The organism is Aeromonas bestiarum, from assembly GCF_000819745.1.
In the GTDB taxonomy this organism is placed as follows: domain Bacteria; phylum Pseudomonadota; class Gammaproteobacteria; order Enterobacterales; family Aeromonadaceae; genus Aeromonas; species Aeromonas bestiarum.
On the sequence record NZ_CDDA01000021.1, the window covers coordinates 96,946 to 122,278 of the forward strand.

20 protein-coding genes and 1 tRNA gene are annotated in these 25,333 nt (G+C 59.2%); 13 read left to right on the forward strand and 8 right to left on the reverse strand.

Annotated features, from left to right (window positions below; translation table 11 throughout):
- Positions 1 to 20 precede the first annotated feature (20 nt).
- The 3 genes from BN1118_RS11480 to BN1118_RS11490 all read left to right on the forward strand — a co-directional run bounded on the left by BN1118_RS11480 (position 21) and on the right by BN1118_RS11490 (position 2,182).
- A tRNA-Pro gene (locus BN1118_RS11480) sits at positions 21 to 97 on the forward strand.
- 143 nt (positions 98 to 240) lie between these two features.
- A complete protein-coding gene (locus BN1118_RS11485) occupies positions 241 to 717 on the forward strand; it encodes a CC0125/CC1285 family lipoprotein (protein WP_052449191.1) in 477 nt (158 codons plus the stop codon).
- 205 nt (positions 718 to 922) lie between these two features.
- Entirely contained in the window at positions 923 to 2,182 is a 1,260-nt protein-coding gene (locus BN1118_RS11490; protein ID WP_043556178.1) for a dicarboxylate/amino acid:cation symporter, read from the forward strand.
- A gap of 79 nt (positions 2,183 to 2,261) precedes the next feature.
- Here the strand turns inward: BN1118_RS11490 and BN1118_RS11495 are convergent, their stop codons facing one another.
- The gene (locus BN1118_RS11495; protein WP_043556180.1) at positions 2,262 to 2,702 is read right to left on the reverse strand and encodes a methyltransferase family protein; all 441 of its coding nucleotides are present in this window, start codon (positions 2,700 to 2,702) and stop codon (positions 2,262 to 2,264) included.
- A gap of 192 nt (positions 2,703 to 2,894) precedes the next feature.
- Between BN1118_RS11495 and alr the strand changes: the two genes are divergently transcribed.
- Positions 2,895 to 4,121: an alanine racemase gene (gene alr, locus BN1118_RS11500; protein WP_043556181.1), complete on the forward strand. Its 1,227-nt coding sequence runs from the start codon at positions 2,895 to 2,897 to the stop codon at positions 4,119 to 4,121.
- Between the two features lie 201 nt (positions 4,122 to 4,322).
- On the opposite strand, the gene BN1118_RS11505 is transcribed toward alr, so the two are convergent.
- The 7 genes from BN1118_RS11505 to BN1118_RS11535 all read right to left on the reverse strand — a co-directional run bounded on the left by BN1118_RS11505 (position 4,323) and on the right by BN1118_RS11535 (position 12,058).
- Positions 4,323 to 5,267: a TerC family protein gene (locus BN1118_RS11505; protein ID WP_043556182.1), complete on the reverse strand. Its 945-nt coding sequence runs from the start codon at positions 5,265 to 5,267 to the stop codon at positions 4,323 to 4,325.
- A gap of 303 nt (positions 5,268 to 5,570) precedes the next feature.
- On the reverse strand, positions 5,571 to 6,566 hold the full coding sequence (oppF, locus tag BN1118_RS11510; RefSeq protein ID WP_043141223.1) for a murein tripeptide/oligopeptide ABC transporter ATP binding protein OppF: 996 nt from the start codon (positions 6,564 to 6,566) through the stop codon (positions 5,571 to 5,573).
- On the reverse strand, positions 6,567 to 7,547 hold the full coding sequence (gene oppD / locus BN1118_RS11515; protein WP_043556183.1) for an ABC transporter ATP-binding protein: 981 nt from the start codon (positions 7,545 to 7,547) through the stop codon (positions 6,567 to 6,569).
- A 32-nt stretch (positions 7,548 to 7,579) separates the two neighbouring features.
- A complete protein-coding gene (oppC, locus tag BN1118_RS11520; RefSeq protein WP_043141227.1) occupies positions 7,580 to 8,491 on the reverse strand; it encodes an oligopeptide ABC transporter permease OppC in 912 nt (303 codons plus the stop codon).
- A 14-nt stretch (positions 8,492 to 8,505) separates the two neighbouring features.
- Positions 8,506 to 9,426, reverse strand: a complete 921-nt coding sequence (oppB, locus tag BN1118_RS11525) for an oligopeptide ABC transporter permease OppB (protein ID WP_043141229.1) — start codon at positions 9,424 to 9,426, stop codon at positions 8,506 to 8,508.
- 96 nt (positions 9,427 to 9,522) lie between these two features.
- On the reverse strand, positions 9,523 to 11,142 hold the full coding sequence (locus tag BN1118_RS11530) for an ABC transporter substrate-binding protein (RefSeq protein ID WP_043141297.1): 1,620 nt from the start codon (positions 11,140 to 11,142) through the stop codon (positions 9,523 to 9,525).
- A gap of 280 nt (positions 11,143 to 11,422) precedes the next feature.
- A complete protein-coding gene (locus BN1118_RS11535; RefSeq protein WP_005314822.1) occupies positions 11,423 to 12,058 on the reverse strand; it encodes a YchE family NAAT transporter in 636 nt (211 codons plus the stop codon).
- Between the two features lie 268 nt (positions 12,059 to 12,326).
- Between BN1118_RS11535 and BN1118_RS11540 the strand changes: the two genes are divergently transcribed.
- The 9 genes from BN1118_RS11540 (at position 12,327) to radD (ending at position 25,206) form a co-directional block, all read left to right on the forward strand.
- On the forward strand, positions 12,327 to 12,959 hold the full coding sequence (locus tag BN1118_RS11540; protein ID WP_043556184.1) for a 2OG-Fe dioxygenase family protein: 633 nt from the start codon (positions 12,327 to 12,329) through the stop codon (positions 12,957 to 12,959).
- 295 nt (positions 12,960 to 13,254) lie between these two features.
- Positions 13,255 to 15,930 carry a bifunctional acetaldehyde-CoA/alcohol dehydrogenase gene (gene adhE, locus BN1118_RS11545; protein ID WP_043141234.1) on the forward strand — a complete coding sequence of 892 codons (2,676 nt, stop codon included), beginning with the start codon at positions 13,255 to 13,257 and terminating at the stop codon, positions 15,928 to 15,930.
- A gap of 110 nt (positions 15,931 to 16,040) precedes the next feature.
- A complete protein-coding gene (locus BN1118_RS11550) occupies positions 16,041 to 17,276 on the forward strand; it encodes an HD-GYP domain-containing protein (protein WP_043141236.1) in 1,236 nt (411 codons plus the stop codon).
- A 353-nt stretch (positions 17,277 to 17,629) separates the two neighbouring features.
- Entirely contained in the window at positions 17,630 to 19,300 is a 1,671-nt protein-coding gene (locus BN1118_RS11555; protein WP_043556185.1) for a sensor histidine kinase, read from the forward strand.
- A gap of 97 nt (positions 19,301 to 19,397) precedes the next feature.
- On the forward strand, positions 19,398 to 20,102 hold the full coding sequence (gene btsR, locus BN1118_RS11560) for a two-component system response regulator BtsR (RefSeq protein ID WP_043556186.1): 705 nt from the start codon (positions 19,398 to 19,400) through the stop codon (positions 20,100 to 20,102).
- A 142-nt stretch (positions 20,103 to 20,244) separates the two neighbouring features.
- The gene (locus BN1118_RS11565; RefSeq protein WP_043141243.1) at positions 20,245 to 21,666 is read left to right on the forward strand and encodes a carbon starvation CstA family protein; all 1,422 of its coding nucleotides are present in this window, start codon (positions 20,245 to 20,247) and stop codon (positions 21,664 to 21,666) included.
- A gap of 285 nt (positions 21,667 to 21,951) precedes the next feature.
- Complete coding sequence (locus tag BN1118_RS11570; RefSeq protein ID WP_043556191.1) at positions 21,952 to 22,290, forward strand: DUF3302 domain-containing protein; 339 nt, start codon at positions 21,952 to 21,954, stop codon at positions 22,288 to 22,290.
- Positions 22,291 to 22,293: 3 nt separating this feature from the next.
- Entirely contained in the window at positions 22,294 to 23,331 is a 1,038-nt protein-coding gene (locus BN1118_RS11575) for an HlyD family secretion protein (protein WP_043556187.1), read from the forward strand.
- A gap of 114 nt (positions 23,332 to 23,445) precedes the next feature.
- On the forward strand, positions 23,446 to 25,206 hold the full coding sequence (gene radD, locus BN1118_RS11580; RefSeq protein ID WP_043556192.1) for a DNA repair helicase RadD: 1,761 nt from the start codon (positions 23,446 to 23,448) through the stop codon (positions 25,204 to 25,206).
- The last annotated feature ends 127 nt before the right edge of the window (positions 25,207 to 25,333 follow it).

A 25,333-nucleotide genomic window follows, 5' to 3' on the forward strand; every position in this document is an offset into this window, starting at 1 on the left:
GTCAGCCGAGCTGACTCCGTCGGTGTGTAGCGCAGCCAGGTAGCGCATCTGCATGGGGTGTAGAGGGTCGGAGGTTCGAATCCTCTCACACCGACCAAATTCCCCGAGAAAGGCCTTGTCAGATGACAAGGCCTTTTCTTTTTGGCGCGCCGCAGTCCTTAGCGGCACAACGCTGCCCGCATTGTGTCGCCGATCGGTTTGTGCTGTAGTGATGCCGTGTTTTGCCAACCGGTGTTCGAGATGCCCCCTCTCCGCGTCTTTTGCCATCGTCTGCTGTTGCTCGGCCTCGGCGCGGCCCTGCTGCTCGGCTGCGCCACCCCCTATCACAGCAAGCCATCGTTCTGGAACGGCCAGACCGGCTTCTCCCAGACCCGGCTTGCGCCCGACAAATGGCAGCTGGAATTTATTGGCAACGATCTGGTGAGCCGGGAAACCGCCCGCAAGTATGTGCTGAAACGGGCGGGTGAAGTGGCGCAAGCCGAAGGTTATCAGTGGCTTGAGGTCAATGAATTGACCCTGCAGCGGGATGCGGTCAGGGTGACCCCAAGCCGCCCCCTGTTCGGGTTCGATGACGACGAGCCTGATCCCTTTCTGGATCAGCGCACCGTGGAGCACCGCATCTCGGCATTGCTCATATTTACCCTCACCCGCAGCGCAAAAAACGACCGAACCATGAAAGCTGATTATCTTGCAAAGATTAAAATAAACGGCGATTAATATAGGTTAAATGCAAGATCCATATCACATACAACTAATGACAACATAAAATTCTGCTACAAGGCTCTGGATTTACCCCCCCGGATTAGGCATGCTGCCAGCACACCGGCTGTCAGGAATCTACGGCCCGGATCACAAAAACGGACTGAAGTGGCACCCCTGCCACCCTAAACGCTTTGCACTTATCAAAACTGGGACCCCCCCCATGAAAATGAATAAATTGACGGCTGCCATCCTCATCGCGATGCTGGTTGGCATCCTGACTGGTCAGGGCTATCGCATGTTTGCCCCGGATCAGGCTGCTGGCTTTGCCAGTGACATCACCATACTGACCGACATCTTCCTGCGCCTGATCAAGATGATCATCGCTCCCCTTGTCTTCACCACCCTGGTGGTCGGCATCGCCAAGATGGGCGATACCCGCACCGTGGGCCGCATCGGTGCCAAGACCCTGGGCTGGTTCATGCTGGCCTCCCTGCTCTCCCTGACCCTGGGTCTGGTGATGGTCACCCTGATGCAACCGGGCGTGGGGCTCTCCCTCTCCCTGCCGGATGATGCCGCCAGTTCCGGCGTGGTCGCCGGTGCCATCTCCCTCAAGGATTTCGTCACCCACGCCATTCCGAAAAGCGTGGTTGAGGCCATGGCCACCAACGAGATCCTGCAGATAGTGGTGTTCTCCCTCTTCTTCGGGCTGGCCGCCGCCGCGCTGGGCGATGCCGCCAAACCCGTGGTCAAACTGATGGCAAGCGCCGCCGAGATCATGCTGAAGGTGACCGGCTACGTGATGAACTTCGCGCCGTTCGCCGTGTTCGGTGCCATCGCCGCCATGGTCGCCAAGGAAGGGCTCGGCATACTCGCCACCTACGGCACCTTCATGGCCCAGTTCTATCTGGCCCTGGCCTGCCTCTGGCTGCTGCTCATCGCCATGGGCAGCCTGTTCATTCGCCGCCGCGTGCTGACCTTGCTGGCCATGATCCGCGAACCCATACTGCTGGCCTTCTCCACCGCCAGCTCCGAGGCCGCCTATCCCAAGACCCTGGATCGGCTGGAGAAGTTCGGCTGTGACAAGCGCATCGCCAGCTTCGTGCTGCCCATGGGCTACTCCTTCAACCTGGACGGCTCCATGATGTACTGCACCTTCGCGGTCATGTTCATCGCCCAGGCCTATGGCATAGAGCTCTCCCTGGCCCAGCAGATCACCATGCTGCTGTTGCTCATGGTCACCTCCAAGGGGATGGCCGGCGTGCCGCGCGCCTCTCTGGTGGTCATAGCCGCCACCCTGAACCAGTTCCATATTCCGGAAGCCGGCATCCTGCTGCTGCTCGGCATAGACCACTTCCTCGACATGGGTCGCTCCGCCACCAACGTGCTGGGCAACGCCATCGCCGCCAGCGTGGTGGCCAAGACCGAAGACAGCCTGGGTGAAACCGAGCCGCTGGATGAGGCGGATACCGCCAAGGCGTGATTTATCCCGCCAGCAAGATACACAACGGCCCGCAGATGCGGGCCATTTTTTTGGCTGCTGCCTGCCCCTTAGGACGAGTTCAGCACCAGCGGCGTACCCGCCGGCAGTACTCTGCATACGCCTCGCCGAAACAGGCTCGCAGCGCCCGCTCTTCCGGCACGATTTGGAAGCGATCCAGCCAGCCCCACAGCAGCAACGGGCCGAGCCAGGCCACCAGCCCGCCCAGATAGCAGGCCAGCGCCATCATCCAGCAGACCAGCCCCAGGTACATGGGGTTGCGGCTGAGACGGTATAGCCCGCCCGTCACCAGCGCACTGGCCTGCTCGGGCCGCATCGGACTGACGGTGGTGCCCTGGCGGCGAAAACGCAGCAGGGCGCCAAACCCGAACACTCCTCCCAGCAGCACCAGCAACAGCGCCGGGACGGGCCACCCCTCCCCGGTTCCGCCCCACGCCACCATGCCCAGCGCCACTATGCCGAACAACAGCACGGGCGGCACACGACACTCTAGATCTATCATCTATTGACTCCCATGACAGGTGCCACAATCGACACCTTGCGATACACTTCCCGACGGGAATAGCGCCGTGGAAAATTGACAAAGTTCATAACAATAACAATGCCTTGGCTACACTCTATCCCATCTGCATGGCAAAGGCCGAGATCGGGTCGTCATGCACCTCAACCCCAACAATAAAAAAGGAACCACCCCATGCACAAGAAGACACTGCTGGCCACCTTGATCCTGGGCCTGCTGGCCGGTCAGGCCGTCGCCGCGCCCTACCTGCCGCTGGCCAGCGATCATCGCAACGGCGAGGTGCAGACCGCCAGCAATGCCTGGCTGGAAGTCGACCTGACCGCCTTCGAGCACAACATCCAGACCCTCAAGGATCGCCTCGGTGACAAGGGCCCGCAGATCTGCGCCATCATGAAGGCGGACGCCTATGGTCATGGCATCGACCTGCTGGTGCCCTCCGTGGTCAAGGCCAACATCCCCTGCATCGGCATCGCCAGCAACGAAGAGGCCCGCGTGGCCCGTGAGAAGGGCTTCACCGGCCGCCTGATGCGGGTGCGATCTGCCACCCCGGACGAAGTGGAGCAGGCCCTGCCCTACAAGATGGAAGAGCTGATCGGCAGCCTGGTGAGCGCCCAGGGCATAGCCGACATCGCCCAGCGTCACCATACCAATATCCCGGTGCACATAGGTCTCAACTCCGCCGGCATGAGCCGCAACGGCATAGACCTGCGTCTGGCGGACTCCAAGGCCGATGCGCTGGCCATGCTCAAGCTCAAGGGGATCACCCCGGTCGGCATCATGACCCACTTCCCGGTGGAAGAGAAAGAGGACGTCAAGCTGGGGCTGGCCCAGTTCAAGCTGGACTCCCAGTGGCTGATCGAGGCGGGCAAGCTGGATCGCAGCAAGCTCACCATCCACGCCGCCAACTCCTTCGCCACCCTGGAAGTGCCGGACGCCTACTTCGACATGGTGCGCCCGGGCGGCCTGCTGTACGGCGACTCCATCCCCTCCTACACCGAATACAAGCGGGTCATGGCGTTCAAGACCCAGGTGGCCTCGGTCAACCACTACCCGGCCGGCAACACCGTCGGCTATGACCGTACCTTCACCCTCAAGCGTGACTCCTGGCTCGCCAACCTGCCATTGGGCTACTCCGATGGCTACCGCCGTGCGCTGAGCAACAAGGCCTATGTGCTGATCCAGGGTCAGAAGGTGCCGGTGGTCGGCAAGACCTCCATGAACACCATCATGGTGGACGTGACCGATCTGAAAGGGGTGAAACCCGGCGACGAGGTGGTGCTGTTTGGCCGTCAGGGTGAGGCCGAAGTGAAACAGGCTGATCTGGAAGAGTACAACGGCGCCCTGTTGGCGGACATGTACACCATCTGGGGCTACACCAACCCCAAGAAGATCAAGCGCTAAGCAAGTCTTTGCCATAAAAAAGGGCTCCCGCGGGAGCCCTTGTTGTCAGTGCTTTATGGTCTGCCGCGTTCAAGCGGCCTTTTTACGGGTCACCCAGAGGCTCAGCCCCATGGACGCCAGCAGGATCAGGGCTACCACACCCAGCGCTATGTCACTCAGGGGGATCTTGAACAGATCCCGCCGAGATTATTTACAGCGCCTTCAAACGGCCTTTTTGCGAGTCACCCAGAGGCTCAATCCCATGGACGCCAGCAGGATCAGCGCTACGACGCCCAATGCAATGCCGGTCGGGATCTTGAACACATCCAGCAACAGCATCTTGACCCCGATGAACATCAGGATCAGCGCCAGGCCGTATTTCAGCAGAGCGAAACGCTCGGCCACCCCCGCCAGCAGGAAGTACATGGCGCGCAGACCCATGATGGCGAAGATGTTGGAAGTCAGCACTATGAAGGGATCCGTGGTCACCGCGAAGATGGCCGGGATACTGTCCACCGCGAAAATGAGATCGCTCACCTCCACCAGCACCAGAATGAGCAGCAGCGGAGTGGCGTAACGCACGCCGTCACGCCAGACGAAGAACTTCTCCCCCTCCAGTGTCTCGGTCACCTTGAAGCGACGACGCATCCAGCCCAGCAGCGGGTTGTTGGCCAGATCCGGCTCCTTGTCGGCGGCCCACAGCATCTTGACCCCGGTCAGCAACAGGAAGGCGCCGAACAGGTAGAGGATCCAGTGGAACTGCTCGATGAGCCAGCTGCCGGCGAACACCATGCCGGCCCGCATGACGATGGCACCCAGCACCCCGTACAGCAGCACCCGGCGCTGCAGCTCGGCCGGAATGGCAAAGTAGCCGAACAGCATCAGCCAGACGAAGACGTTGTCCACCGCCAGCGCCTTCTCGATGAGATAGCCGGTGAGGAACTCCAGCCCCTTCTGGTTGGCGATCTCGCGGCCTGCGCTGTGATCCAGCCAGAACCAGATGGCCAGGTTGAAGAGCAGCGCCACGCTGATCCAGATGAGGGACCAGACACCGGCCTCTTTGAGGGACACCTTGTGCGCCTTGCCACCACCGACAAAGCGGATGTCAATCCATAACAGGACCAGCACTATGCTGAAGAAACCGGTCCACATCCACCATTCACCCATTTTTCACCTCTCCCAAAAACGACAAAACCCACGACCGAGAGGCGTGGGTTTGCGTTTGGAGCAGATACACCTTGCCTCTCGGCAAGGTCTCACTTACAGCTGAATTGCATCAACTGCCCGGCTGCCGGGTGCACTGCAGGATATGGGTGCACCGTAATGACGACAAACCAGCGAGAAGTTACTCCCCTTGTTGGGCGGATAGTAACAGCGGCCAAAGATAACGCCAAGAGACATCTTCACCTCTGGCCCAAATTAATCGGGGCACCACCAGGGTGCCCCACAAACGCATTCAACAAACCGGCATCAAAGCGGATCGGCCTTGAGGCAAGAGACTGCATGGTCGAAGTTGCCCTCAAGCATGGGGCGGGTCTTGGCGCACTCGGGGCCTGCCACCGGGCAGCGGGTGCGAAACACGCAACCGGACGGCGGGTTCATGGGCGATGGCAAGTCCCCTTCCAGGATCTGGATGACCTTGCTACGCTCCAGATCCGGATCCGGAATGGGCACGGCCGACATCAGCGCCTTGGTATAGGGGTGCAGGGGGTTTGCGAAGATCTCCTTGCGCGTGCCCAGCTCCACCGCGTTGCCCAGGTACATCACCAGCACCCGATCCGAGATGTGCTTGACCACGGACAAGTCGTGGGCGATGAAGATGAGCGACAGCCCCATCTCCTTCTGGATAGCCTTGAGCAGGTTCACCACCTGAGCCTGGATGGAGACATCCAGCGCCGAGACAGGCTCGTCACAGATGATCATCTTGGGCTCCAGGATCAGCGCCCGGGCGATGCCGATACGCTGGCACTGGCCGCCGGAGAACTCGTGCGGATAGCGGTTCACCAGGTTGGGCAAGAGGCCCACCTTGGTCATCATGGTGCGCACCTTCTCCTTCACCTGCTCTTTGGAGAGGTTCGGATAGAAGGTGATGAGCGGCTCGGCGATGATGTCGCCTATGGTCATGCGCGGATTCAGGGAGGCCAACGGATCCTGGAAGATCATCTGGATCTCCTTGCGTTTCTCCCGCAGCGCCTTCTGGTCGAGCTTGGTCAGATCGTTGCCAAGCCACACCACCTTGCCGTCGGTGGCCGGCACCAGGCCGATGAGGGCACGGGCGAAGGTGGACTTGCCACAGCCGGACTCGCCCACCACACCCAGGGTCTCCCCTTCATACAGACGCAGGGTCACACCGTCTACCGCCTTCAACGCCGAGGGCTTGGCCCAGGGCCAGGCCCTGTCACTCTTGATGCTGAAGTGGACCTTGAGGTCGGACACTTCCAGCAGCAGTTTCTTGTCAGTACCCATTTAATTCGCCCCCTTGATCATGGCATCCGATACCCAATGACAGGCCCGCTCACGGCCGTCGTTGAACGGCGTCAGAACAGGTGACTGCTGGCCGCAGATCTCGTGCACCCGATGGCAGCGCTCCTGGAAGGGGCAGCCGGTGGGCAGACGCAGCAGGTTGGGCGGATTGCCCGGAATGGTGGGCAGCTCTTCCCCTTCGGTGTCGAGGCGGGGAATGGCGCGCAGCAAGCCTTCGGTATAGGGATGGCTCGGGCGATAGAAGATGTCGTTCACCCGGCCGTACTCCATGGTCCGACCGGCGTACATCACCAGCACCTTGTCACAGATGCCAGCCACCACACCCAAGTCGTGGGTGATCATGATGATGGAGGTGTTGAACTCGCGCTTGAGCTCGTTCATCAGCGTCATGATCTGGGCCTGCACCGTCACGTCCAGCGCCGTGGTCGGCTCATCGGCGATGAGCAGCTGTGGCCGGCACAAGAGGGCCATGGCGATCATAACCCGCTGACGCATGCCACCGGAGAACTCGTGGGGGTACATGTTCATCCGCTTGCGCGACTCTGGGATCTTGACCGCATCCAGCATGCGCACCGACTCTTCGAACGCCTCGGCCTTGCTCACTCCCTTGTGCAGCATCAGCACTTCCATCAGCTGATCCTTCACCTTCATGTAGGGGTTCAGCGACGTCATGGGGTCCTGGAAGATCATGGCGATCTTCTCGGAGCGGATCTTGTTGAGCTTGTGCTCCGGCAGGTTCAGGATCTCGTCGCCCTGAAACTTGGCCGAGCCCGTGATGATGCCGTTCTTGGCCAGCAGCCCCATGATGGCAAAGGCCGTCTGGGACTTGCCGGAGCCGGATTCGCCGACGATCCCCAGGGTCTCGCCAGCCGCGAGAGAGAAGTTGAGGTCATTGACCGCCACCACATTGCCGTCCGGGGTCTTGAACTCGACCCGCAGATCTTTTACATCCAGTAATTTCATAAAAACTCCTTATCGATCCTTAGCCGCTCTTGTTATCGATCCTTCGGATCGAGTGCGTCACGCAGACCATCCCCGAGGAAGTTGAAGCAAAACAGGGTCACCACCATGAAACCGGCGGGGAACAAGAGTTGCCAGATGGCCACTTCCATCGACTTGGAGCCTTCATCCAGCAGGGCACCCCAGCTGGTCATGGGTTCCTGGACGCCGAGGCCCAGAAAACTCAGGAAGGATTCAAACATGATCATGCCCGGCACCAGCAAGGTGGCGTAGACGGCCACGATACCGAGCACGTTCGGTACTATGTGACGGGTGATGATCTTCCACTTGGAGACGCCACAGACATGGGCCGCCTCGATAAACTCCTTGCTCTTGAGGCTCAGGGTCTGGCCTCGCACGATCCGCGCCATGTCGAGCCAGCTCACCGCACCGATGGCGATGAAGATGAGCGCCAGATTGCGGCCGAAGAAGGTCACCAGCATGATCACGAAGAACATGAAGGGGAAGGCGTTGAGGATCTCCAGCACGCGCATCATCAGGCTGTCGATCCGCCCGCCGATGAAGCCGGAGGCTGCGCCGTAGAGGGTGCCGATGACCACGGCCACCATGGCGCCCATGATGCCGACCATCAGCGAGATGCGGCCCCCCAGCAGGGTGCGCACGAACAGATCGCGCCCCAGACTGTCGGTGCCGAACCAGTGGCCGGTTTCCATGTCAGGCGCGGCCTGCATGGCGCCCCAGTCCGGATCGTCGAAGGTGTATTGGGACAGGTGCGGCCCCACTATCACCGCCAGACCGATAATGGTCAGTATGATGAGGCTGGTCAGCGCTGCCTTGTTGCGCAGGAAACGGCGACGGGCATCCTTCCACAGGGAGCGTCCTTCCACCACTTCCACTTGCTGTGCGAACGCCGCTATGGCTTCGCGTTTTTCAGTTGTGACAACCATGATGTACTCCCGACTTAGTAACGGATCTTGGGATCGATAAAGGCATAGAGAATATCGACCACGGCGTTAAAGGTGATGGTGAGGGCGCCGACCAGAATGGTCAGCCCGAGCACCATGGAGTAATCACGGTTGAGGGCACCGTTGACGAACAGCTGGCCAATCCCCGGCAGGCCGAAGATGGTCTCGATCACCACTGAACCCGTGATGATGCCGACGAAGGCCGGACCCAGATAGGAGACCACCGGCAGCATGGCCGGACGCAGCGCGTGCTTGAGGATGATGTGACGCAGCGGCAGGCCCTTGGCGCGGGCGGTGCGGATGAAGTTGGAGTTCATGGTCTCGATCATGCTGCCGCGCATGATGCGCGAGATGGCGGAGATGTAGTACATCATCATGCCAAATACCGGCAGTACCATGAATTGCACCCCGCCCCCCTGCCAGCCACCAGCCGGGAACCAGCCCAGATAGATGCTGAAAAAGAGCACCAGCAAGGGTGCCAGCACGAAGCCCGGGATCACCACCCCGGCCATGGCCGACGACATCAAGAGATAGTCGATGAGGGTGTTCTGTTTCAAGGCCGCTATGGTGCCAAAGGTCACCCCCAGCAAGACGGCAAAGACGAAAGCCGCGCTCCCGATCTTGGCGGAAACAGGCAACGCCTGGCTCACCAGATCATTGACGCTGAAGTCCTTGTATTTGAAGGAAGGCCCCAGATCGCCCTGCACCAGGTTGCCAAGATAGGTGAGGTATTGCACGCCTATGGGCTTGTCCAGGCCGTACTTGGCCTCGATGTTGGCCAACACTTCCGGCGGCAGGGAACGTTCGCTGGTGAAGGGGTTACCCGGTGCGAAACGCATCATGAAGAAGGAGACGGTGATCAAGACCAGCAGAGTCGGGATCGCTTCCAGTAGACGTTTAAGAATGAATTTCAACATAGACAATTCCTGTCCTGTACTGCTTCCAAAGGGTCGCGGTTGTAATAAAGGCCCGCCGTCCGGCGGGCCTGCTTGTTATGCGACTTGTTATTTTACTCAGTGAGCAATGATATACATGTCTTTGCTGTAGAGGTTGTCCAGCGGGTTGGCCGGGTAGCCGCCCACGTAGGACTTGACCATGCGGGAGGTCACGTACTGGTAGATGGGGGCAATCGGCATGTCCTTGGCCAGGATCTCTTCGGCCTGGACATAGAGCTTGTTGCGGGAGGCTTCATCCACCTGATCGCGAGACTCCGTCATCAGCTTGTCAAACACCGGGTTGGAGTACTTGCCGTCGTTGTTGCCGTGAGTGGTCTGCATCAGATCCAGCATGGAAGAGGCTTCGTTGTAGTCGGCGATCCAGCCGGCACGGCCCACGTCAAACTGACCCTGCTTCTTGGTCTCCAGGTAGGTTTTCCACTCCTGGTTCACCAGGCTCACCTGCACGCCCAGCTTCTTCCACATGGAAGCAACGGCGACCGCCACCTTCTTGTGGTTGTCGTCGGTGTTGTAGAGCAGCTCGAATTTCAGCGGCTTGCTGGCATCGAAACCGGCTTCTTCCAGCAGGGCTTTGGCCTTGGTGTCACGCTCCGCCTGGGTCATCTTGGACCACTCGGGGGCCACCGGCTTGAAGCCGTCCACGAAGTCAGGCACCAGCGTGTAGCCTGGGGTCTCACCCTTGCCCATCACCTTCTCGGCGATCACGTTGCGGTCGATGGCGTAGGAGAGTGCGGTCCGCACGCGCACGTCATCAAACGGCTTCTTCTTGAAGTTGTACTGGTAGTAGTAGGTACCGACGTAACCACTCACCTTCAGCTCATCGGGCTTCTCTTTCTTCATCTGCTTGAAGCGTTCGATGGGCATGTTGTAGGTGAGATCCACTTCGCCCGCCAGATAACGGTTCAGCTCGGCGTTGGTGGACTGGATCGGCAGGTAGGTGACAGTATTGATCACCGTCTTGGCGTTGTTCCAGTAGTTGGGGTTGCGCTCGATGTCGACGCGCTCGTTCACCACCCAGTCTTTCAGCTGATAGGCACCGTTGGATACCATGTTGCCTGGCTGGGTCCACTTGTCACCAAACTTCTCTACCACTTTCTTGGGCACAGGGTAGGTGGTGGTGTGGGAGAGCATGCTGACGAAGTAAGGGATCGCTTTTTCCAGCTGCACTTCGAAGGTGTAGTCGTCGACCGCCTTCACACCCAGGGTGTCAGACGGCTTCTTGCCGGCGATGATCTCGCTGGCATTGACTATGGTCGGGATCTCCAGATACCAGGAGTAGGGCGACGCAGTCTTGGGATCCACGGCCCGCTTGAAGGCGAACTCGAAATCGTGGGCTGTCACGGGATCCCCGTTGGACCACTTGGCATCTTTGCGCAGGTGGAACACGAAGTGTTTGTTGTCCTTGGTTTCCCAGGACTCGGCCACGGCAGGGAGCACTTCCCCCTTGGGGCCTGAACTCACGAGACCTTCGAACAGGTCACGCAGAATATTGGATTCAACCGTTCCTTCGGTTTTGTGGGGATCGAGCGTTGCCGGCTCGGAGCCATTGCCTTTCACCAACTGCTGAACATCAGCCAGCTTGGTGCCTGCGGGAACATCAGCGGCTTGCGCCACATTGACACCGCCAAACAGAGCTGCCACCAAGAGGGTATTAATCATTGTTTTTTTATGAGTCATTTCCATACTCCAACAAGAACATTCCATGCATTTGTCCATCAACGAGATAAGTACCCCGCTGCCAGCATAATTCCCTGACATTTCTGATAATGCAATAGATATTGTCAGGCGAGGCTGGGCTTCATGGTTAAAAAAACAGCTTTTAGCCAATTATTCAGCATTTAAATATAGCGTTGCGGACGTTTTTTATACAAACCCGCTCGATTCTAGGAAATGACCAACAAAAAAGAAACAATAAAAAGCCGGTCACGAGGACCGGCTCCGACAAAACAGACCTGAATCACATCAATCCGGGGAAGACCCCCTTGATCCCCGCCACCATGATCTCGATGCCGAGCGACATCATGATGAGACCCATGATCCGGGTGACCACGTTGATGCCGGTGTTGCCCATCAGCTTGAACAGCAAGGGGGCGGCGCGGAAGATGAGCCAGGAGCAGAAGGCAAACACCATCACCACCAGCGACATGCCCAGCATCTGGGACCAGGTGCTCTGGCTGGCGTAGACAATAGAAGAAGAGATGGCTCCCGGGCCCGCCATCAGCGGCAGTGCCAGCGGCACCACAGCGACAGATTCCCGCGCGGCCAGTTCCCCTTTCTCCTGCTTGTTATGCTTCACCTCCCCCAGCTTGCCCTGCAGCATGGACCAGGCGATCAGGGTGATGAGCGAGCCGCCGGCGATGCGAAACGACGCCAGCGAGATGCCAAAACCGTCCAGGATCAGCTGCCCCATGTACATGGAGACCAGCAGGATGATCATCACCGCAATATTGGCTGTGGTGTTGGTCTTCATCCGCTCTTCCGGCGTTTGATGGCCGGTCAGACTGACAAAAACCGGCAGCAATCCCAACGGATTGATGATCGCGAACAAACCGATGAAAAACTTCAGATATAAAGAGACGTCAATTGCTGCCATAGGCGCCATCCAGAAGTAAGCAAGGCCACACGGGCCACCCCGATAAATCGAGCGTAAATTTACACCATGCCCCCAACCTTCACCAATCAAATAATCTCACCCTTTCCGTGGCTTTTCAGTTAGTTCCTCTAATGTATCGCCAAAATTCAACACATTGATTTGTTAATAAACATTGTCGCGATTTAACACTCTGGTAAAATCGCTTCGAGTTTTATGCGGCCACGGAGTTTGGGCGCAACATTTCCTCTCAGCAAACAAGGATTTTGTAATGATTGATACGGACATCAAGTTGCAATGGCACCTGGATTCACTGCCGGCAGGCACGATCGACCCCCTGCTCGGCTTTTTTGACCGGCTGCCGCTCGATCCCTATATCCAGGGCACCTTTCGGGAGCGTCGCTATGGCCGCATCGAGAAAGAGGGTTCACGCTTCTCCCCTCTCGACAATGGCGTCTTCTTTCAGGCCGCCGCCATCAACAAGTTCCTCGGGGATGTGCCCAGAACCTATGCCGAGCTGGACCCCGCCTTCGTCGCCCACCCCGCCTTCCAGCTGATGCTGACCCGCTTTGCCCGCCATATCCGGTTGGCGGATGGCAAGGCGATCGGCATTCACCAGATGCGGATCACCACGGGCCAGGGCGAGAGCGTGCCCCCCGCACCGGAAGGCGTCCATCAGGATGGTTTCGACTTCATCGGCGTGTTCTTTTGCGGCAGCGAGGGCGTCAGTGGCGGCGCACTTCAGCTCTATCATGGATTAAAAGAACAACCATTTTTTCAACAAGAATTAAACGCTGGTGGGTATCTGATCCTGGATGATCGCCGTTTCTATCACAATGCAGCCCCCATACTGCCCCTGGCCCCGACCCGGGGACACTGGGACGTGATAGTGCTAACTGCTTGAAAAATGGTGCGTGGCGCCCTGTTCACGCACCATTCAGCCCACTTTTGCTCCACTCTACATTCGTGTAACATCCGGAAAACATGTATTGTGAAACAAAATTTCTTTTGTTCTTTTGTTACACATGATCCAGATCAAGTTTTTCTGAGTCAGCCCCGCTCTATAATCGACTCAGAAAGCAATTTAGTAAGGCATGTAAATACCCCATTGTAGTGATTCTCGCCTTGACAGGGCGACTATAATTGCCGGGCATTGCCAAACTCTTACTAAACAGTTTTCAAATCATCAGGAGATAAACATGGCAGTAACCAATTTGGCTGAACTGGATGCACTGGTCGCCCGCGTCAAAGAAGCACAGCGTGAATTCGCCAGCTTCTCGCAAGAGCAGGTAGACAAGGTTTTCCGTGCCGCCGCCCTGGCCGCCAGCAATGCCCGTATCCCCCTGGCCCAGATGGCCGTGGAAGAGTCAGGCATGGGTATCATCGAAGACAAGGTTATCAAGAACCACTTCGCCTCCGAATACATCTACAACGCATATAAAGATGAGAAGACCTGCGGCGTCCTGAGCCAGGATGACGAGATGGGCACCATGATCATTGCCGAGCCGGTTGGTATCATTTGCGGTATCGTTCCGACCACCAACCCGACCGCTACCGCGATCTTCAAATCGTTGATCTCCCTGAAGACCCGCAACGCCATCATCTTCTCCCCGCACCCCCGCGCCAAGAACTCCACCAATACCGCTGCCAAGCTGGTACTGGATGCAGCCGTTGCCGCCGGTGCACCGAAAGACATCATCGGCTGGATCGATCAACCGTCCGTTGAGCTGTCCAACGCGCTGATGAAGCACAACGACATCAACCTGATCCTGGCCACAGGTGGCCCGGGCATGGTGAAAGCCGCTTACTCCTCCGGCAAGCCTGCTATCGGTGTAGGTGCCGGTAACGTGCCTATCGTCATCGACGAAACCGCCGATGTGAAACGTGCCGTCGCCTCCATTCTGATGTCCAAGACCTTCGACAACGGTGTGGTCTGTGCTTCCGAGCAAGCCGTCATCGTCGTTGACGCCATCTACAACCAGGTGAAAGAGCGTTTCTCCAACCACGATGGCTACATCCTGTCCAAAGATGAAGCGGACAAGGTACGTAAAGTGCTGCTGATCAACGGCGCGCTGAACGCAGATATCGTTGGCCAGCCGGCCACCAAGATCGCCGCCATGGCTGGCGTGACTGTGCCTGCCACCACCAAGATCCTCATCGGTGAAGGCTTGGAACTGTGCGCTGAAGATGAATTCGCTCACGAGAAGCTCTCTCCGACTCTGGGTATGTTCCGCGCCAAGAACTTCGAAGAAGCCGTCGAGATGGCCTGCACCATGGTCAACATCGGTGGTATCGGTCACACCTCTGGTCTGTACACCGACCAGGATCGCAACCAGGACCGTATCAGATACTTCGGCGACAAGATGAAGACCGCCCGTATCCTGATCAACACCCCCTCCACCCAGGGTGGTATCGGTGACCTGTACAACTTCGCTCTTGCTCCTTCCCTGACCCTGGGTTGCGGCTCCTGGAGTGGTAACTCCATCTCCGAGAACGTCGGTCCCAAGCACCTGATCAACAAGAAGACAGTCGCAAAACGGGCAGAAAATATGCTGTGGCACAAACTTCCGAAATCCATCTATTTCCGTCGTGGCTCCCTGCCGATCGCCCTCGGTGATCTGGAAGGCAAAAAGCGTGCAATGGTCGTCACCGACCGCTTCCTGTTCAACAACGGCTATGCCGACGACGTGGTTCGTCTGCTCAAGAAGCTGAACATGGAAGTGGAAGTATTCTACGAAGTAGAAGCTGACCCGACTCTGTCCATCGTCCGCAAGGGCGCCGAGATGGCGAACTCCTTCAAGCCTGATGTCATCATAGCGCTGGGTGGTGGTTCACCCATGGATGCGGCCAAGATCATGTGGGTCATGTACGAGCACCCGGATACCGCGTTCGAAGACCTTGCCATGCGCTTCATGGACATCCGCAAGCGTATCTACAAGTTCCCGAAAATGGGTGTGAAGGCCGAACTGGTCTGTATCACCACCACGTCCGGTACCGGTTCTGAAGTCACCCCGTTTGCGGTCGTGACCGACGATGCCACCGGCATGAAGTACCCGCTGGCCGACTACGAGCTGACCCCGAACATGGCTATCGTCGATGCCAACCTGGTCATGAACATGCCCAAGTCCCTGTGCGCCTTCGGTGGTGTGGATGCGGTTACTCACGCCATGGAAGCCTACGTTTCCGTACTGGCCAACGAGTACTCCGACGGTCAGGCGCTGCAAGCCCTGAAACTGCTGAAAGAGTACCTGCCGTCCAGCTACCAGAACGGTGCCAACGACCCGGTTGCTCGTGAGAAAGTACACAACGCGGCCACCATCGCCGGTATCGCGTTTGCCAACGCCTTCCTGGGTGTGTGCCACTCCATGGCGCACAAACTGGGTGCTGAATTCCACATTCCGCACGGTCTGGCCAACGCCCTGCTGATCAGCAACGTGATCCGCTACAACGCCAACGACAACCCGACCAAGCAGACTGCGTTCTCCCAGTACGACCGTCCGCAAGCTCGCCGTCGTTATGCCGAAGTGGCTGACCACCTGGGCCTGAGCGCTGCCGGTGACCGTACCGCAGCCAAGATCGAGAAGCTGCTGACCTGGCTGGACGAGCTGAAAGCCACTCTGGGCATCCCGGCCTCCATCCGTGAAGCCGGCGTGAACGAAGCCGACTTCCTGGCCAAGGTTGACCAGCTGGCGCTGGAAGCCTTCGATGACCAGTGCACCGGTGCCAACCCGCGCTACCCGCTGATCACCGAGCTCAAAGCCATACTGATGGACACCTACTACGGCCGCCCCTTTACCGAGGAAGCCCGAGTAGCAACCAAGGTGGAAGCCAAGGTTGAGACCAAGGTGGACAACAAGAAAAAATCCAAGGCCTGATAATCGGACTTGAAGTAGAGAGCCCGCGCACATGCGCGGGCTTTTTTGTTTGTCTATCTCTCTAATTTTGCTAGCTTGTTGGTAGGCATTCATGAAATGCGAGTTAGCACATGGCGCTGATACAAGCCTCGATAGAGCAGTTACGGATCGGCCACTACATCCATCTCCCCACGGGATGGACCAGTCACCCTTTTATGTTCAATGCCTTCAAGATCAAGGATCAGCAGCAACTCGACATCATTCGCCATCTTGACCTCAATCTGTTGATGGTAGATCCGGACAAGAGTGATCTGCCCATAGAGCCCATCTTGCGCGGCGATATTCCCTCCGCCGGCCCCGATCTGTCGATCATCGACGAGGTCATAGACACGGGCCCGCCCCCCTTTGACGAGAAAGCCTTCCGCCGCTCCCTGCGCGCCGCCGACAAGGCCTTTGGTCAATCCATGTCCGAGCTGCGCGATGCGCTGGGGGCCCTCAACCTCAAGCCTGACGAGGGGCTGGCCAACACGGCGCAGATAGTGCGCAACGCCGCCGCCCGCATCAGTGAGCATGAGGGGCCGCTCGGCCTGCATCTCATTCGCAGCCCGCACACCGACATCCTGCTGCAGCACAGCCTGAACGTGGCCTTCATCGCCATGCTGATGGCCCGGGAACTCGGCATGAACCCCATCGAGATCGAGGAGACGGGACTGGCGGGCCTGGTACACGATATCGGAGAGTTGAAGATCCCGAGCCAGATCACCCAGAAACGGGGGGATCTCAACAAGTCAGAGCAGAACTTTCTCAAAATGCATCCCCAGTACGGGCTGGAGATGCTGACCCAGTTGCAGGCATTTGAGCCCAAGATCCGCCAGGTGGCCCATCTGCACCACGAGCGGCTCGATGGCAGCGGCTTTCCCCTCGGTATCAAGGGTGGCGAGATCCCGCCACTGGCACGGATCATCGGACTGGTGGACTACTATGACGAGCTGCTGCACCCGCGCAGCAGCGCGACCCCGGCGGCACCTAGCCAGGCCATCAGCCAGCTCTACAAGCTGTCCCAGAAGAAGTTCGATCAGGATCTGGTCAAGCTGCTGATCAAGGTCCTGGGTGTCTATCCCCCCGGTTCCCTGGTGCAGCTCTCCGACGACTCCGTGGCGCTGGTGCTCTCCACCGAACCTACCATGCCCCTCAAACCCAAGGTGCTGCCCTACATCAAGGCACAGCGACCGGAAGGGGTGGCCATGCTGGATCTGCGGGAGGATGAGCGCACCATCAAGTCATTTATCAAGCAAGAAGACCTGGATGAGGGACAAAGGCTGTTTTTCAACCTGACCCGGCGCTTCTGTTACTATTTTGCCTTCTGAGTTATCCCCAGAAGCTGGGGATAACTCATTGGACAAACCTGAATAATTGTCCAATTACCCTCAAAACGGTCCACTGCCGACCATGGATAAAAAACGCCCAGCCAGGGGGCTGGGCGGAGCATGCCACCTCCGTGTGGCGTATCCAGCGGATACATTCATGCTCCATCCAGCAATACCAACCCTTGGGCGATTACACAAATATCAATTTAACATGCTGATTTGATATGGTTTTATGGCGCGTTTCTGGCAAACTTCGCCCGCAATCGAGCGCACGTCGCTCACAGAACAAGATCCTGATCACACTTATTCATGGCTGCCGCTTTTTTCGGCTCGGACTCTGAGGAACGTTTTTTATGCAGTTGGTCCTCTCTCTGCTTCAACAGATGAGCGTCAGTCTGGTGATCGCCTATCTCTTCTCCAAGAGTCCGCTGCTGCGCCCCCTGGCCAACTATTCCGTCAGACTTCCTCACAAGATACTGATATACACTATTTTTTCTTGTTTTTGCATCCTGGGTACCTATGTGGGACTGGATATCGACGATGCTATCGCCAACACCCGTGCCGTCGGGGCCGTGCTGGGGGGGCTGCTGGGGGGCCCGCTGGTGGGATTTCTGGTAGGACTGACCGGTGGCGTGCACCGCTACAGCCTGGGGGGATTTACCGATCTGGCCTGCGCCATCTCAACCACCTGCGAGGGGCTGCTGGGGGGGCTGGTGCACTGGCGCCTGATGCGCTCTGGCAGGATGAACGCCCTGTTCGAACCCAGGATCGCCTTCTTCACCACCCTCTACGCCGAGATATTGCAGATGATCATCATACTGCTGGTGGCGACCCCGTTCGATCAGTCCCTGCTGCTGGTGCGCACCATAGCCACCCCCATGATCCTGGCCAACTCCTGCGGCGCGGCCTTGTTCATCAGCATGATCCGCGATCAGCAGCAGATGTATGAGAAGTTCTCCCGGGTCTTCTCCGCCAAGGCGCTTACCATCGCCAATCGTACCGTCGGCATCATGAGCCAGGGCTTCACCCCCGAGGCCAGCAACAAGATTGCCCACATCATTCAGGAAGAGACGGGGGTCGGCGCTGTCGCCATCACGGATACCGACAAGATCCTCGCCTTCATCGGCACCGGAGAAGATCACCACAAGCCGGGTACCCCCATCACCTCGGCCATCACCTTGCAGGCCATCGCCCGCAACAAGGTGCTGTTTGCCGATGGCAACAGCCAGCCCTATCGCTGCAGCATCTCGCCCCAATGCCAGCTCGGCTCGGTGCTGGTGATCCCGCTGCACGGCGACGAGGGGGTGATCGGCACCATCAAGCTGTATGAACCCAAGAAGCGTTTGTTCCTCAAGATCAACCACACCCTGGGGGAAGGGATAGCCAACCTGCTGTCACAGCAGTTGCTGACCGGCCGGCTGGAACAGCAGCAGCGCCTGCTGGTGCAATCCGAGCTCAAACTCATCCAGGCCCAGATCAACCCCCATTTCCTGTTCAATACCCTCAACACCATCAGTGCCATCACCCGACGGGAGCCCGAGCGGGCACGTCAGCTGCTGCTGCACCTCTCCTTGTTCTTTCGCAAGAACCTCAAGCGCCAGAGCGGGTTGGCCAGCCTGCAGGAGGAGCAGGAGCACTGCCAATCCTATCTCGAGATAGAGTTGGCCCGCTTTGGCGATCGGCTGACCGTGATAAACGATATCCCGCCCCATCTGGCCGGCCTGACGCTGCCGAGTTTTACCCTGCAACCCCTCATCGAGAATGCCATCAAGCACGGCATCTCCACCCTGCTGGAGCAAGGCCGTATCCGTCTTTATGCCGAAGAGAGCCAGGAGAGCGTGACCATCTGCGTGGAGGACAATGCTGGCACCTGGCAGGAGGGTCCGGCGGGGGATGGGCTCGGCATGACCATAGTGGATCGGCGCCTCAAGAGCGCCTTCGGCAGCCGGTATGGTATCCGCGTCAGCTGCGAACCCGAATGCTGGACCCGGGTCGCGTTCACCCTGCCCAGGGAGGCGTCATGACCAGAAGCGACCCCTCGCCCCCGATGAGCCGCCCGGCCGACCCCTTGCATTCCCATTCCTCGCCGTTCACACACCATCACGATGTTCAGGAGAGCGCATGATCCGCACACTCATAGTCGATGACGAACCCTATGCCCGCGAGGAGCTGGCCCAGCACCTGGCGGGCGATCCCGACATCGAGATCCTGGGGCTGGCGGCCAACGCCATCGAAGCACTGCCCCTGATCCAGCAGCTCAAACCGGACGTGGTGTTCCTCGATATCCAGATGCCCAAGCTGAGCGGCATGGAGCTGGTGGCCATGCTCGATCCCCTGCCCCGCATCGTGTTTGTCACCGCCTTCGACGAGTACGCCATTCAGGCATTCGAGGAGAACGCCTTCGACTACCTGCTCAAACCGGTGGAGCCGGCACGCCTCGCCAAGACGCTGGCTCGCCTCAAGCAGGATCTCACCCCACAGCCCATCGCCTCGCTGGCGCCGGCCATCCGCCACATTCCCGGCTATCTGCACAACCGGGTGCGGCTGCTGCCCATCGAGCAGGTGGAGTACGCCTTCTCCGATCTCGGCGGGGTGCACGTTGCCTGCCAGGGCGAGCTGTTTCACACCCAGCTCACCCTGAAATCATTGGAGGAGAAGACGCCCCTGCTGCGCTGCCACCGCCAATATCTGGTGGCGCCGGGGGCCATCTTCGAGATCCAGCTGCTGGAAAACCAGCTGGCGGAGATAGTGACGCCAAGCGATGCCCGGTTGCCGGTCAGCCGCCGCTACCTCAAGGAGCTCAAAGACGAACTGGGGCTCGAATAACGGCGCGGGATTGTGCGCGGGATCACAGCCGGCGACCGCTCGGGTCGCCATGGCGCCGCTCACCCCGTTTCACCTGCCCTCCGGGGCCCCTCCCTCTAGACTCGCTACGCACACCATAAAATAACAATGATGGAGCGTAACAATGATCTGGTTCTTCCTCTGTGTTGGCTTGCTGATCGCCGGCTACTTTATCTACGGCAAGTTCATCGAGCGGATATTCGGCCCGAAACCCGAGCGCGCCACCCCCGCCATCACCATGGCTGACGGGGTGGACTATGTGCCCATGTCGGACAAGAAAGTCTACCTGGTACAACTGCTCAACATCGCCGGCGTCGGCCCCATCTTCGGCCCCATACTGGGTGCCCTCTACGGCCCGGTCGCCATGCTCTGGATCGTGTTCGGCTGCATCTTCGCCGGTGCGGTACACGATTACTTCTCCGGCATGCTGTCGGTGCGCGCCAAGGGCGCCTCGGTGCCGACCGTGGTCGGCGAGCACCTGGGCACAGCCGCCAAACACTTCATGAACCTGTTCGCCGTGGTGCTCTTGATGCTGGTGGGCGTGGTGTTCGTGCTGAGCCCGGCGGGCCTCTTGGCCAACCTCACCTCCATCGACCTGGTCTACTGGATAGTGGCCATCTTTGCCTACTACATACTCGCCACCATAGTGCCCATCGACAAGATCATCGGCCGTTTCTACCCCATCTTCGGCGCCCTGCTGGTATTCATGTCGGTCGGCCTCATCATAGGGCTCATCGTCTCCGGCAAGGGCTTCTACAACACGGGGATGGATTTCTCCAACCTGCACCCGACCGAGCTGCCGCTCTGGCCGCTGTTGTTCATCACCATCGCCTGTGGCGCAGTGTCGGGTTTTCACGCCACCCAGTCCCCGCTGATGGCGCGCTGCATGCAAAACGAGAAGTCCGGTCGCTTCATCTTCTACGGCGCCATGATAGGTGAAGGGGTCATCGCCCTCATCTGGTGCACCCTGGGGCTCTCCTTCTACGACAGCACGGAAGCGCTCAACGCCACCATGGCCAACGGCGGGCCGGCGGCCGTGGTGCACGAAGTCTCCACCAGCCTGCTCGGCACGGTCGGCGGCATACTGGCCATTCTCGGCGTGGTGATCCTGCCCATCACCTCCGGTGATACGGCGTTTCGCAGTGCCCGCCTGATCGTGGCCGACTTCCTGCACCTGACCCAGAAACCCATGGCCAAGCGCCTGCTGATTGCCGTGCCCATGTTCATCCTCGGCTTCCTCATCTCCAAGGCGGAATTTGGCATCATCTGGCGCTATTTTGGCTGGGCCAACCAGACCACGGCCGTTATCATGCTGTGGACTGCGGCGGCCTATCTGGCCAAAGAGGGCAAGCTGCACTGGGTCTGCACCATTCCCGCCATCTTCATGACAGCCGTGGTGTTCACCTATCTCGCCAACGCCCCCATAGGTTTCGGGCTGGAGATGGGTATCTCCACCATCATAGGCCTCACCTGCACCCTGGTGACGACTGTGGCCTTCCTGGTGAAATTCAGACCGGCACTGGTGAGCAGCACCAGCGAAAGCTAGTCTGCTCAAAAAATTGAAAAAGGGAGCCATATCGGCTCCCTTTTCTCTGCTCATTTCACGCCAGTGGTGCCATACTTCTCCCGTAAGTCCTTGTCATCGATACGACTTTTCGGACTTGCGACGAACGGCACACATCATGTTTGACGACTTCAGGCTGACTTAAGCTCCAGTACAAGAATATCGCTTAAGATGCCGTGCTAAAAACCGATAAACACGTGATTCCCAATTGCTTTATAAAAAATTGAATCCAATGATTGGTTGTACATCAAACCTCTGGAGACCCCCATGTTCCTTGATTATTTTGCCCTTGGCCTGCTCTTCTTCGTCGGGCTGGTCATGTTCTACGGGATCATAGTGATCCACGACATTCCGTATGAAATAGCCAAACACCGCCAGCACCCCCATCAAGACGCCATCCACGTGGCGGGATGGGTCAGTCTGTTTACCCTGCACGTGCTCTGGCCCTTCCTCTGGATCTGGGCCACCCTCTACCGTCCCGAGCGGGGCTGGGGCTTCAACCAGCGACTGCAGCAGGATGAAGATGATATCCAGCAGCTCAAACAGGAGCTGGCCGGCCTCAAGGCCCGCCTCAATACCATCGAACAGACCGAGCAACAGGGATAAATCATGGACCTGCTACTGATCCTGACCTACACGGCACTGTGCGTGGCCGTGTTCAAGATTTTCCGCATTCCACTCAACAAATGGACAGTGCCCACGGCGGCGCTGGGCGGTGTGCTCATCATAGGCACCCTGATCATGCTGATGAACTACAACCACCCCTACTCCGAGATGGCGCGCAACTACTATGTCTCCACCCCGATCGTGCCGCTGGTCAAGGGCCGGGTCATCGAGGTGCCGGTACAAGCCAACCAGCCGGTGAAGAAGGGCGACGTGCTGTTTCGCCTGGATGCCGCTCCCTTCCAGTTGAGGGCGGACAGCCTGACGGCGCGGGTTGAATCCAACCGCAACCACCTCAAGTCTATCGAGGCCAGGCTGCGCTCCGCCAGGCTGGATCGGGATCGCGCCAGCGACCTGATGCGTCGCGGCGTCGGCAAGCAGCGCGACCTCGATGTCACCCAGGCCAACGTGGATGACATCGTGGCCCAGATCGAGCAACAACAGGCGACGCTGGAAGATCTGCAGGCCCAGCTTGACGAGGCCAGGTATCAGGTCGCGCAGACCGTGGTCTATGCCCCGAGCGACGGCCACGTGGTGCAGCTGGCCCTGCGCCCCGGCATGATAGCCACCCCCTTCATGTACCGCCCGGTGATGACCTTCATTCACAAGAATGAGAACGCTTACGTGGGTTGGTTCTGGCAGAACAGCATGCAGCGCCTGGCGGTGGGCGATGAGGCCGAAGTGGTGATCGACGGCATCCCCGGCAAGATCTTTCAGGGCAAGGTGACCGCAGTGATCCCGGCCATCGCCGCCGGTAACGTGCAGGCCAACGCCGGCCTGCTGGATCAGGCCAGCGCCGTTCAACCGGGCCGCCTGCCGGTACTCATCTCCATCACCGACCCCGAATGGCCCAAGTATCAGGTGATCGCCGGGGCCAGCGGTCAGGCCGCCATCTACACCAAGCACTTCCACCATGTCTCGGTGATGCGCAAGGTGCTGCTGCGCATGGCCAGCTGGATGAACTACGTCTTCCCCTTCCACTAAGCGAAGACGTCATCGCCAGCGGGCCGGCACCATGCCGGCCCGCTGTTTTTTGGCGCCAAGATCCCTATAATGGCGCCATCCTGCACCACCCCACATCGACACACCCAAGCCTGCATGTTCGTTCTCAGACCCTATCAGACCGACGCCGTCAACGCCGTGATCAGCCACTTTCGTCAGCACCCGGATCCCGCCGTGGTGGTGCTGCCCACCGGGGCCGGCAAGAGTCTGGTGATCGCCGAGCTGGCCCGCAAGGCGCGCGGTCGGGTGCTGGTGCTGGCCCACGTCAAGGAGCTGGTGGAGCAGAACCACGCCAAATACGAGGTGTGGGGGCTCAAGGCCGACATCTTCGCCGCAGGGCTGGATCGCAAGGAGGCGAGCGCCCAGGTGGTGTTTGGCTCGGTGCAGTCGGTGGCGCGCAATCTGGCTGCCTTCGACGGGGCGTTTTCGCTGCTCATCATAGACGAGTGCCACCGGGTCTCGCTCGATGACGACAGCCAATACCATCAAGTGATCGACCACCTCAAGGCCGCCAATCCGGCCCTCAAGATCCTCGGTCTCACCGCCACCCCCTATCGGCTGGGGCTGGGCTGGATCTACCGGCGCCACTACCACGGCATGGTCAAGAGCCACGGCGAGCGGCTGTTCGGCGACTGTGTGTTCGAGCTGCCGCTGCGCTTCATGGTCAAAAACGGCTATTTGACGCCGCCCCGTCTCGTCGATGCCCCCATAGTCCACTACGACTTCAGCAAACTGGTGGCGCGGGAGAACGGCCTGTTCAGCGAGGCGGATCTCAACGGCGAGCTCAAACGCCAGCAGAGGGTCACCCCCCATATCCTGAGCCAGGTACTGGAGTACGCTGCCGATCGGCAAGGGGTGATGATCTTCGCCGCCACCGTCGAACATGCCCGCGAGATCCACGGCCTGCTCGGCGCCAAAGGAGAGAAGGCGGCCCTGATCACGGGCGAGACGCCGGGCCCGGAGCGGGACGCCCTCATCCACGCCTTCAAGGCGCGGGAGCTCAAGTTTCTGGTCAACGTGGCCGTGCTCACCACCGGCTTTGACGCCCCCCACGTGGATCTCATCGTCATGCTGCGCCCCACCGAGTCGGTCTCCCTCTATCAGCAGATCGTCGGCCGCGGCCTGCGCCTCTCGCCGGGCAAGGCCGATTGTCTGGTGCTCGACTATGCGGGCAACAACTTCAATCTGTTTGCTCCCGAGGTGGGGGAACCCAGACCCCACGCCGGCACAGAGCCGGTGCAGGTGCCCTGCCCCGCCTGCGGCTTTGCCAACACCTTCTGGGGCAAGACCGACGAGGATGGCAAGGTGATCGAGCACTACGGTCGCCGCTGTCAGGGTTTGTTTGAAGATGACGAGGGCAACCGCGAGGAGTGCGACTATCGCTTTCGGTCAAAGATCTGCCCCGCCTGCGGCGCCGAAAACGACATCGCCGCCCGCCGCTGCCAGAGCTGCGATCAGCTGCTGGTGGATCCGGACGACAAGCTCAAGGAGGCGCTCAATCTCAAGGATTGCATGGTCATTCGCTGCGCCGGCCTCACCCTGGCAGCGGGTCGTGGCAAACAAGGGGAACGGCTGGAGGTAACCTACCACGACGAGGACGGACTCACCCTGATGGAGTACTTCGGCTTTCACTCCCCGGGCGCAAGGCGCTTGTTTCAACAGGTCTTTGTGCGTCATCATTGGGCCGCCCCGGGCCTGGAGCCCGAATTCGCCACTCTGGCGAGCGTGCTGGCCGTATCAAGCCAGTTTCGTCACCCGGATTTTGTCATCGCCCGCAAGTCGGGTCGTTTCTGGCAGGTGAAAGAGAAAATTTTTGATTATGTCGGCCGGTATCGCACCGCCAACGCCTCTGGCTAGAGGCAGGCCCTGCGGTCGGCTGGTGAAAGAGAACAGATTGGATCATGTCGGCCGGTATCGCACCGCCAACGCCTCTGGCGAGAGGCAGGCCCTGCGGTCGGCTGGTGAAAGAGAACAGATTGGATCA

Excerpts from the sequence above, each read along its gene's own strand:
- BN1118_RS11485 (WP_052449191.1), top strand. The coding sequence starts at position 241 with ATGCCCCCTCTCCGCGTCTTTTGCCATCGTCTGCTGTTGCTCGGCCTC.
- BN1118_RS11490 (WP_043556178.1), top strand. The coding sequence starts at position 923 with ATGAAAATGAATAAATTGACGGCTGCCATCCTCATCGCGATGCTGGTT.
- BN1118_RS11495 (WP_043556180.1), bottom strand. The coding sequence starts at position 2,702 with ATGATAGATCTAGAGTGTCGTGTGCCGCCCGTGCTGTTGTTCGGCATA.
- alr (WP_043556181.1), top strand. The coding sequence starts at position 2,895 with ATGCACAAGAAGACACTGCTGGCCACCTTGATCCTGGGCCTGCTGGCC.
- BN1118_RS11505 (WP_043556182.1), bottom strand. The coding sequence starts at position 5,267 with ATGGGTGAATGGTGGATGTGGACCGGTTTCTTCAGCATAGTGCTGGTC.
- oppF (WP_043141223.1), bottom strand. The coding sequence starts at position 6,566 with ATGGGTACTGACAAGAAACTGCTGCTGGAAGTGTCCGACCTCAAGGTC.
- oppD (WP_043556183.1), bottom strand. The coding sequence starts at position 7,547 with ATGAAATTACTGGATGTAAAAGATCTGCGGGTCGAGTTCAAGACCCCG.
- oppC (WP_043141227.1), bottom strand. The coding sequence starts at position 8,491 with ATGGTTGTCACAACTGAAAAACGCGAAGCCATAGCGGCGTTCGCACAG.
- oppB (WP_043141229.1), bottom strand. The coding sequence starts at position 9,426 with ATGTTGAAATTCATTCTTAAACGTCTACTGGAAGCGATCCCGACTCTG.
- BN1118_RS11530 (WP_043141297.1), bottom strand. The coding sequence starts at position 11,142 with ATGACTCATAAAAAAACAATGATTAATACCCTCTTGGTGGCAGCTCTG.
- BN1118_RS11535 (WP_005314822.1), bottom strand. The coding sequence starts at position 12,058 with ATGGCAGCAATTGACGTCTCTTTATATCTGAAGTTTTTCATCGGTTTG.
- BN1118_RS11540 (WP_043556184.1), top strand. The coding sequence starts at position 12,327 with ATGATTGATACGGACATCAAGTTGCAATGGCACCTGGATTCACTGCCG.
- adhE (WP_043141234.1), top strand. The coding sequence starts at position 13,255 with ATGGCAGTAACCAATTTGGCTGAACTGGATGCACTGGTCGCCCGCGTC.
- BN1118_RS11550 (WP_043141236.1), top strand. The coding sequence starts at position 16,041 with ATGGCGCTGATACAAGCCTCGATAGAGCAGTTACGGATCGGCCACTAC.
- BN1118_RS11555 (WP_043556185.1), top strand. The coding sequence starts at position 17,630 with ATGCAGTTGGTCCTCTCTCTGCTTCAACAGATGAGCGTCAGTCTGGTG.
- btsR (WP_043556186.1), top strand. The coding sequence starts at position 19,398 with ATGATCCGCACACTCATAGTCGATGACGAACCCTATGCCCGCGAGGAG.
- BN1118_RS11565 (WP_043141243.1), top strand. The coding sequence starts at position 20,245 with ATGATCTGGTTCTTCCTCTGTGTTGGCTTGCTGATCGCCGGCTACTTT.
- BN1118_RS11570 (WP_043556191.1), top strand. The coding sequence starts at position 21,952 with ATGTTCCTTGATTATTTTGCCCTTGGCCTGCTCTTCTTCGTCGGGCTG.
- BN1118_RS11575 (WP_043556187.1), top strand. The coding sequence starts at position 22,294 with ATGGACCTGCTACTGATCCTGACCTACACGGCACTGTGCGTGGCCGTG.
- radD (WP_043556192.1), top strand. The coding sequence starts at position 23,446 with ATGTTCGTTCTCAGACCCTATCAGACCGACGCCGTCAACGCCGTGATC.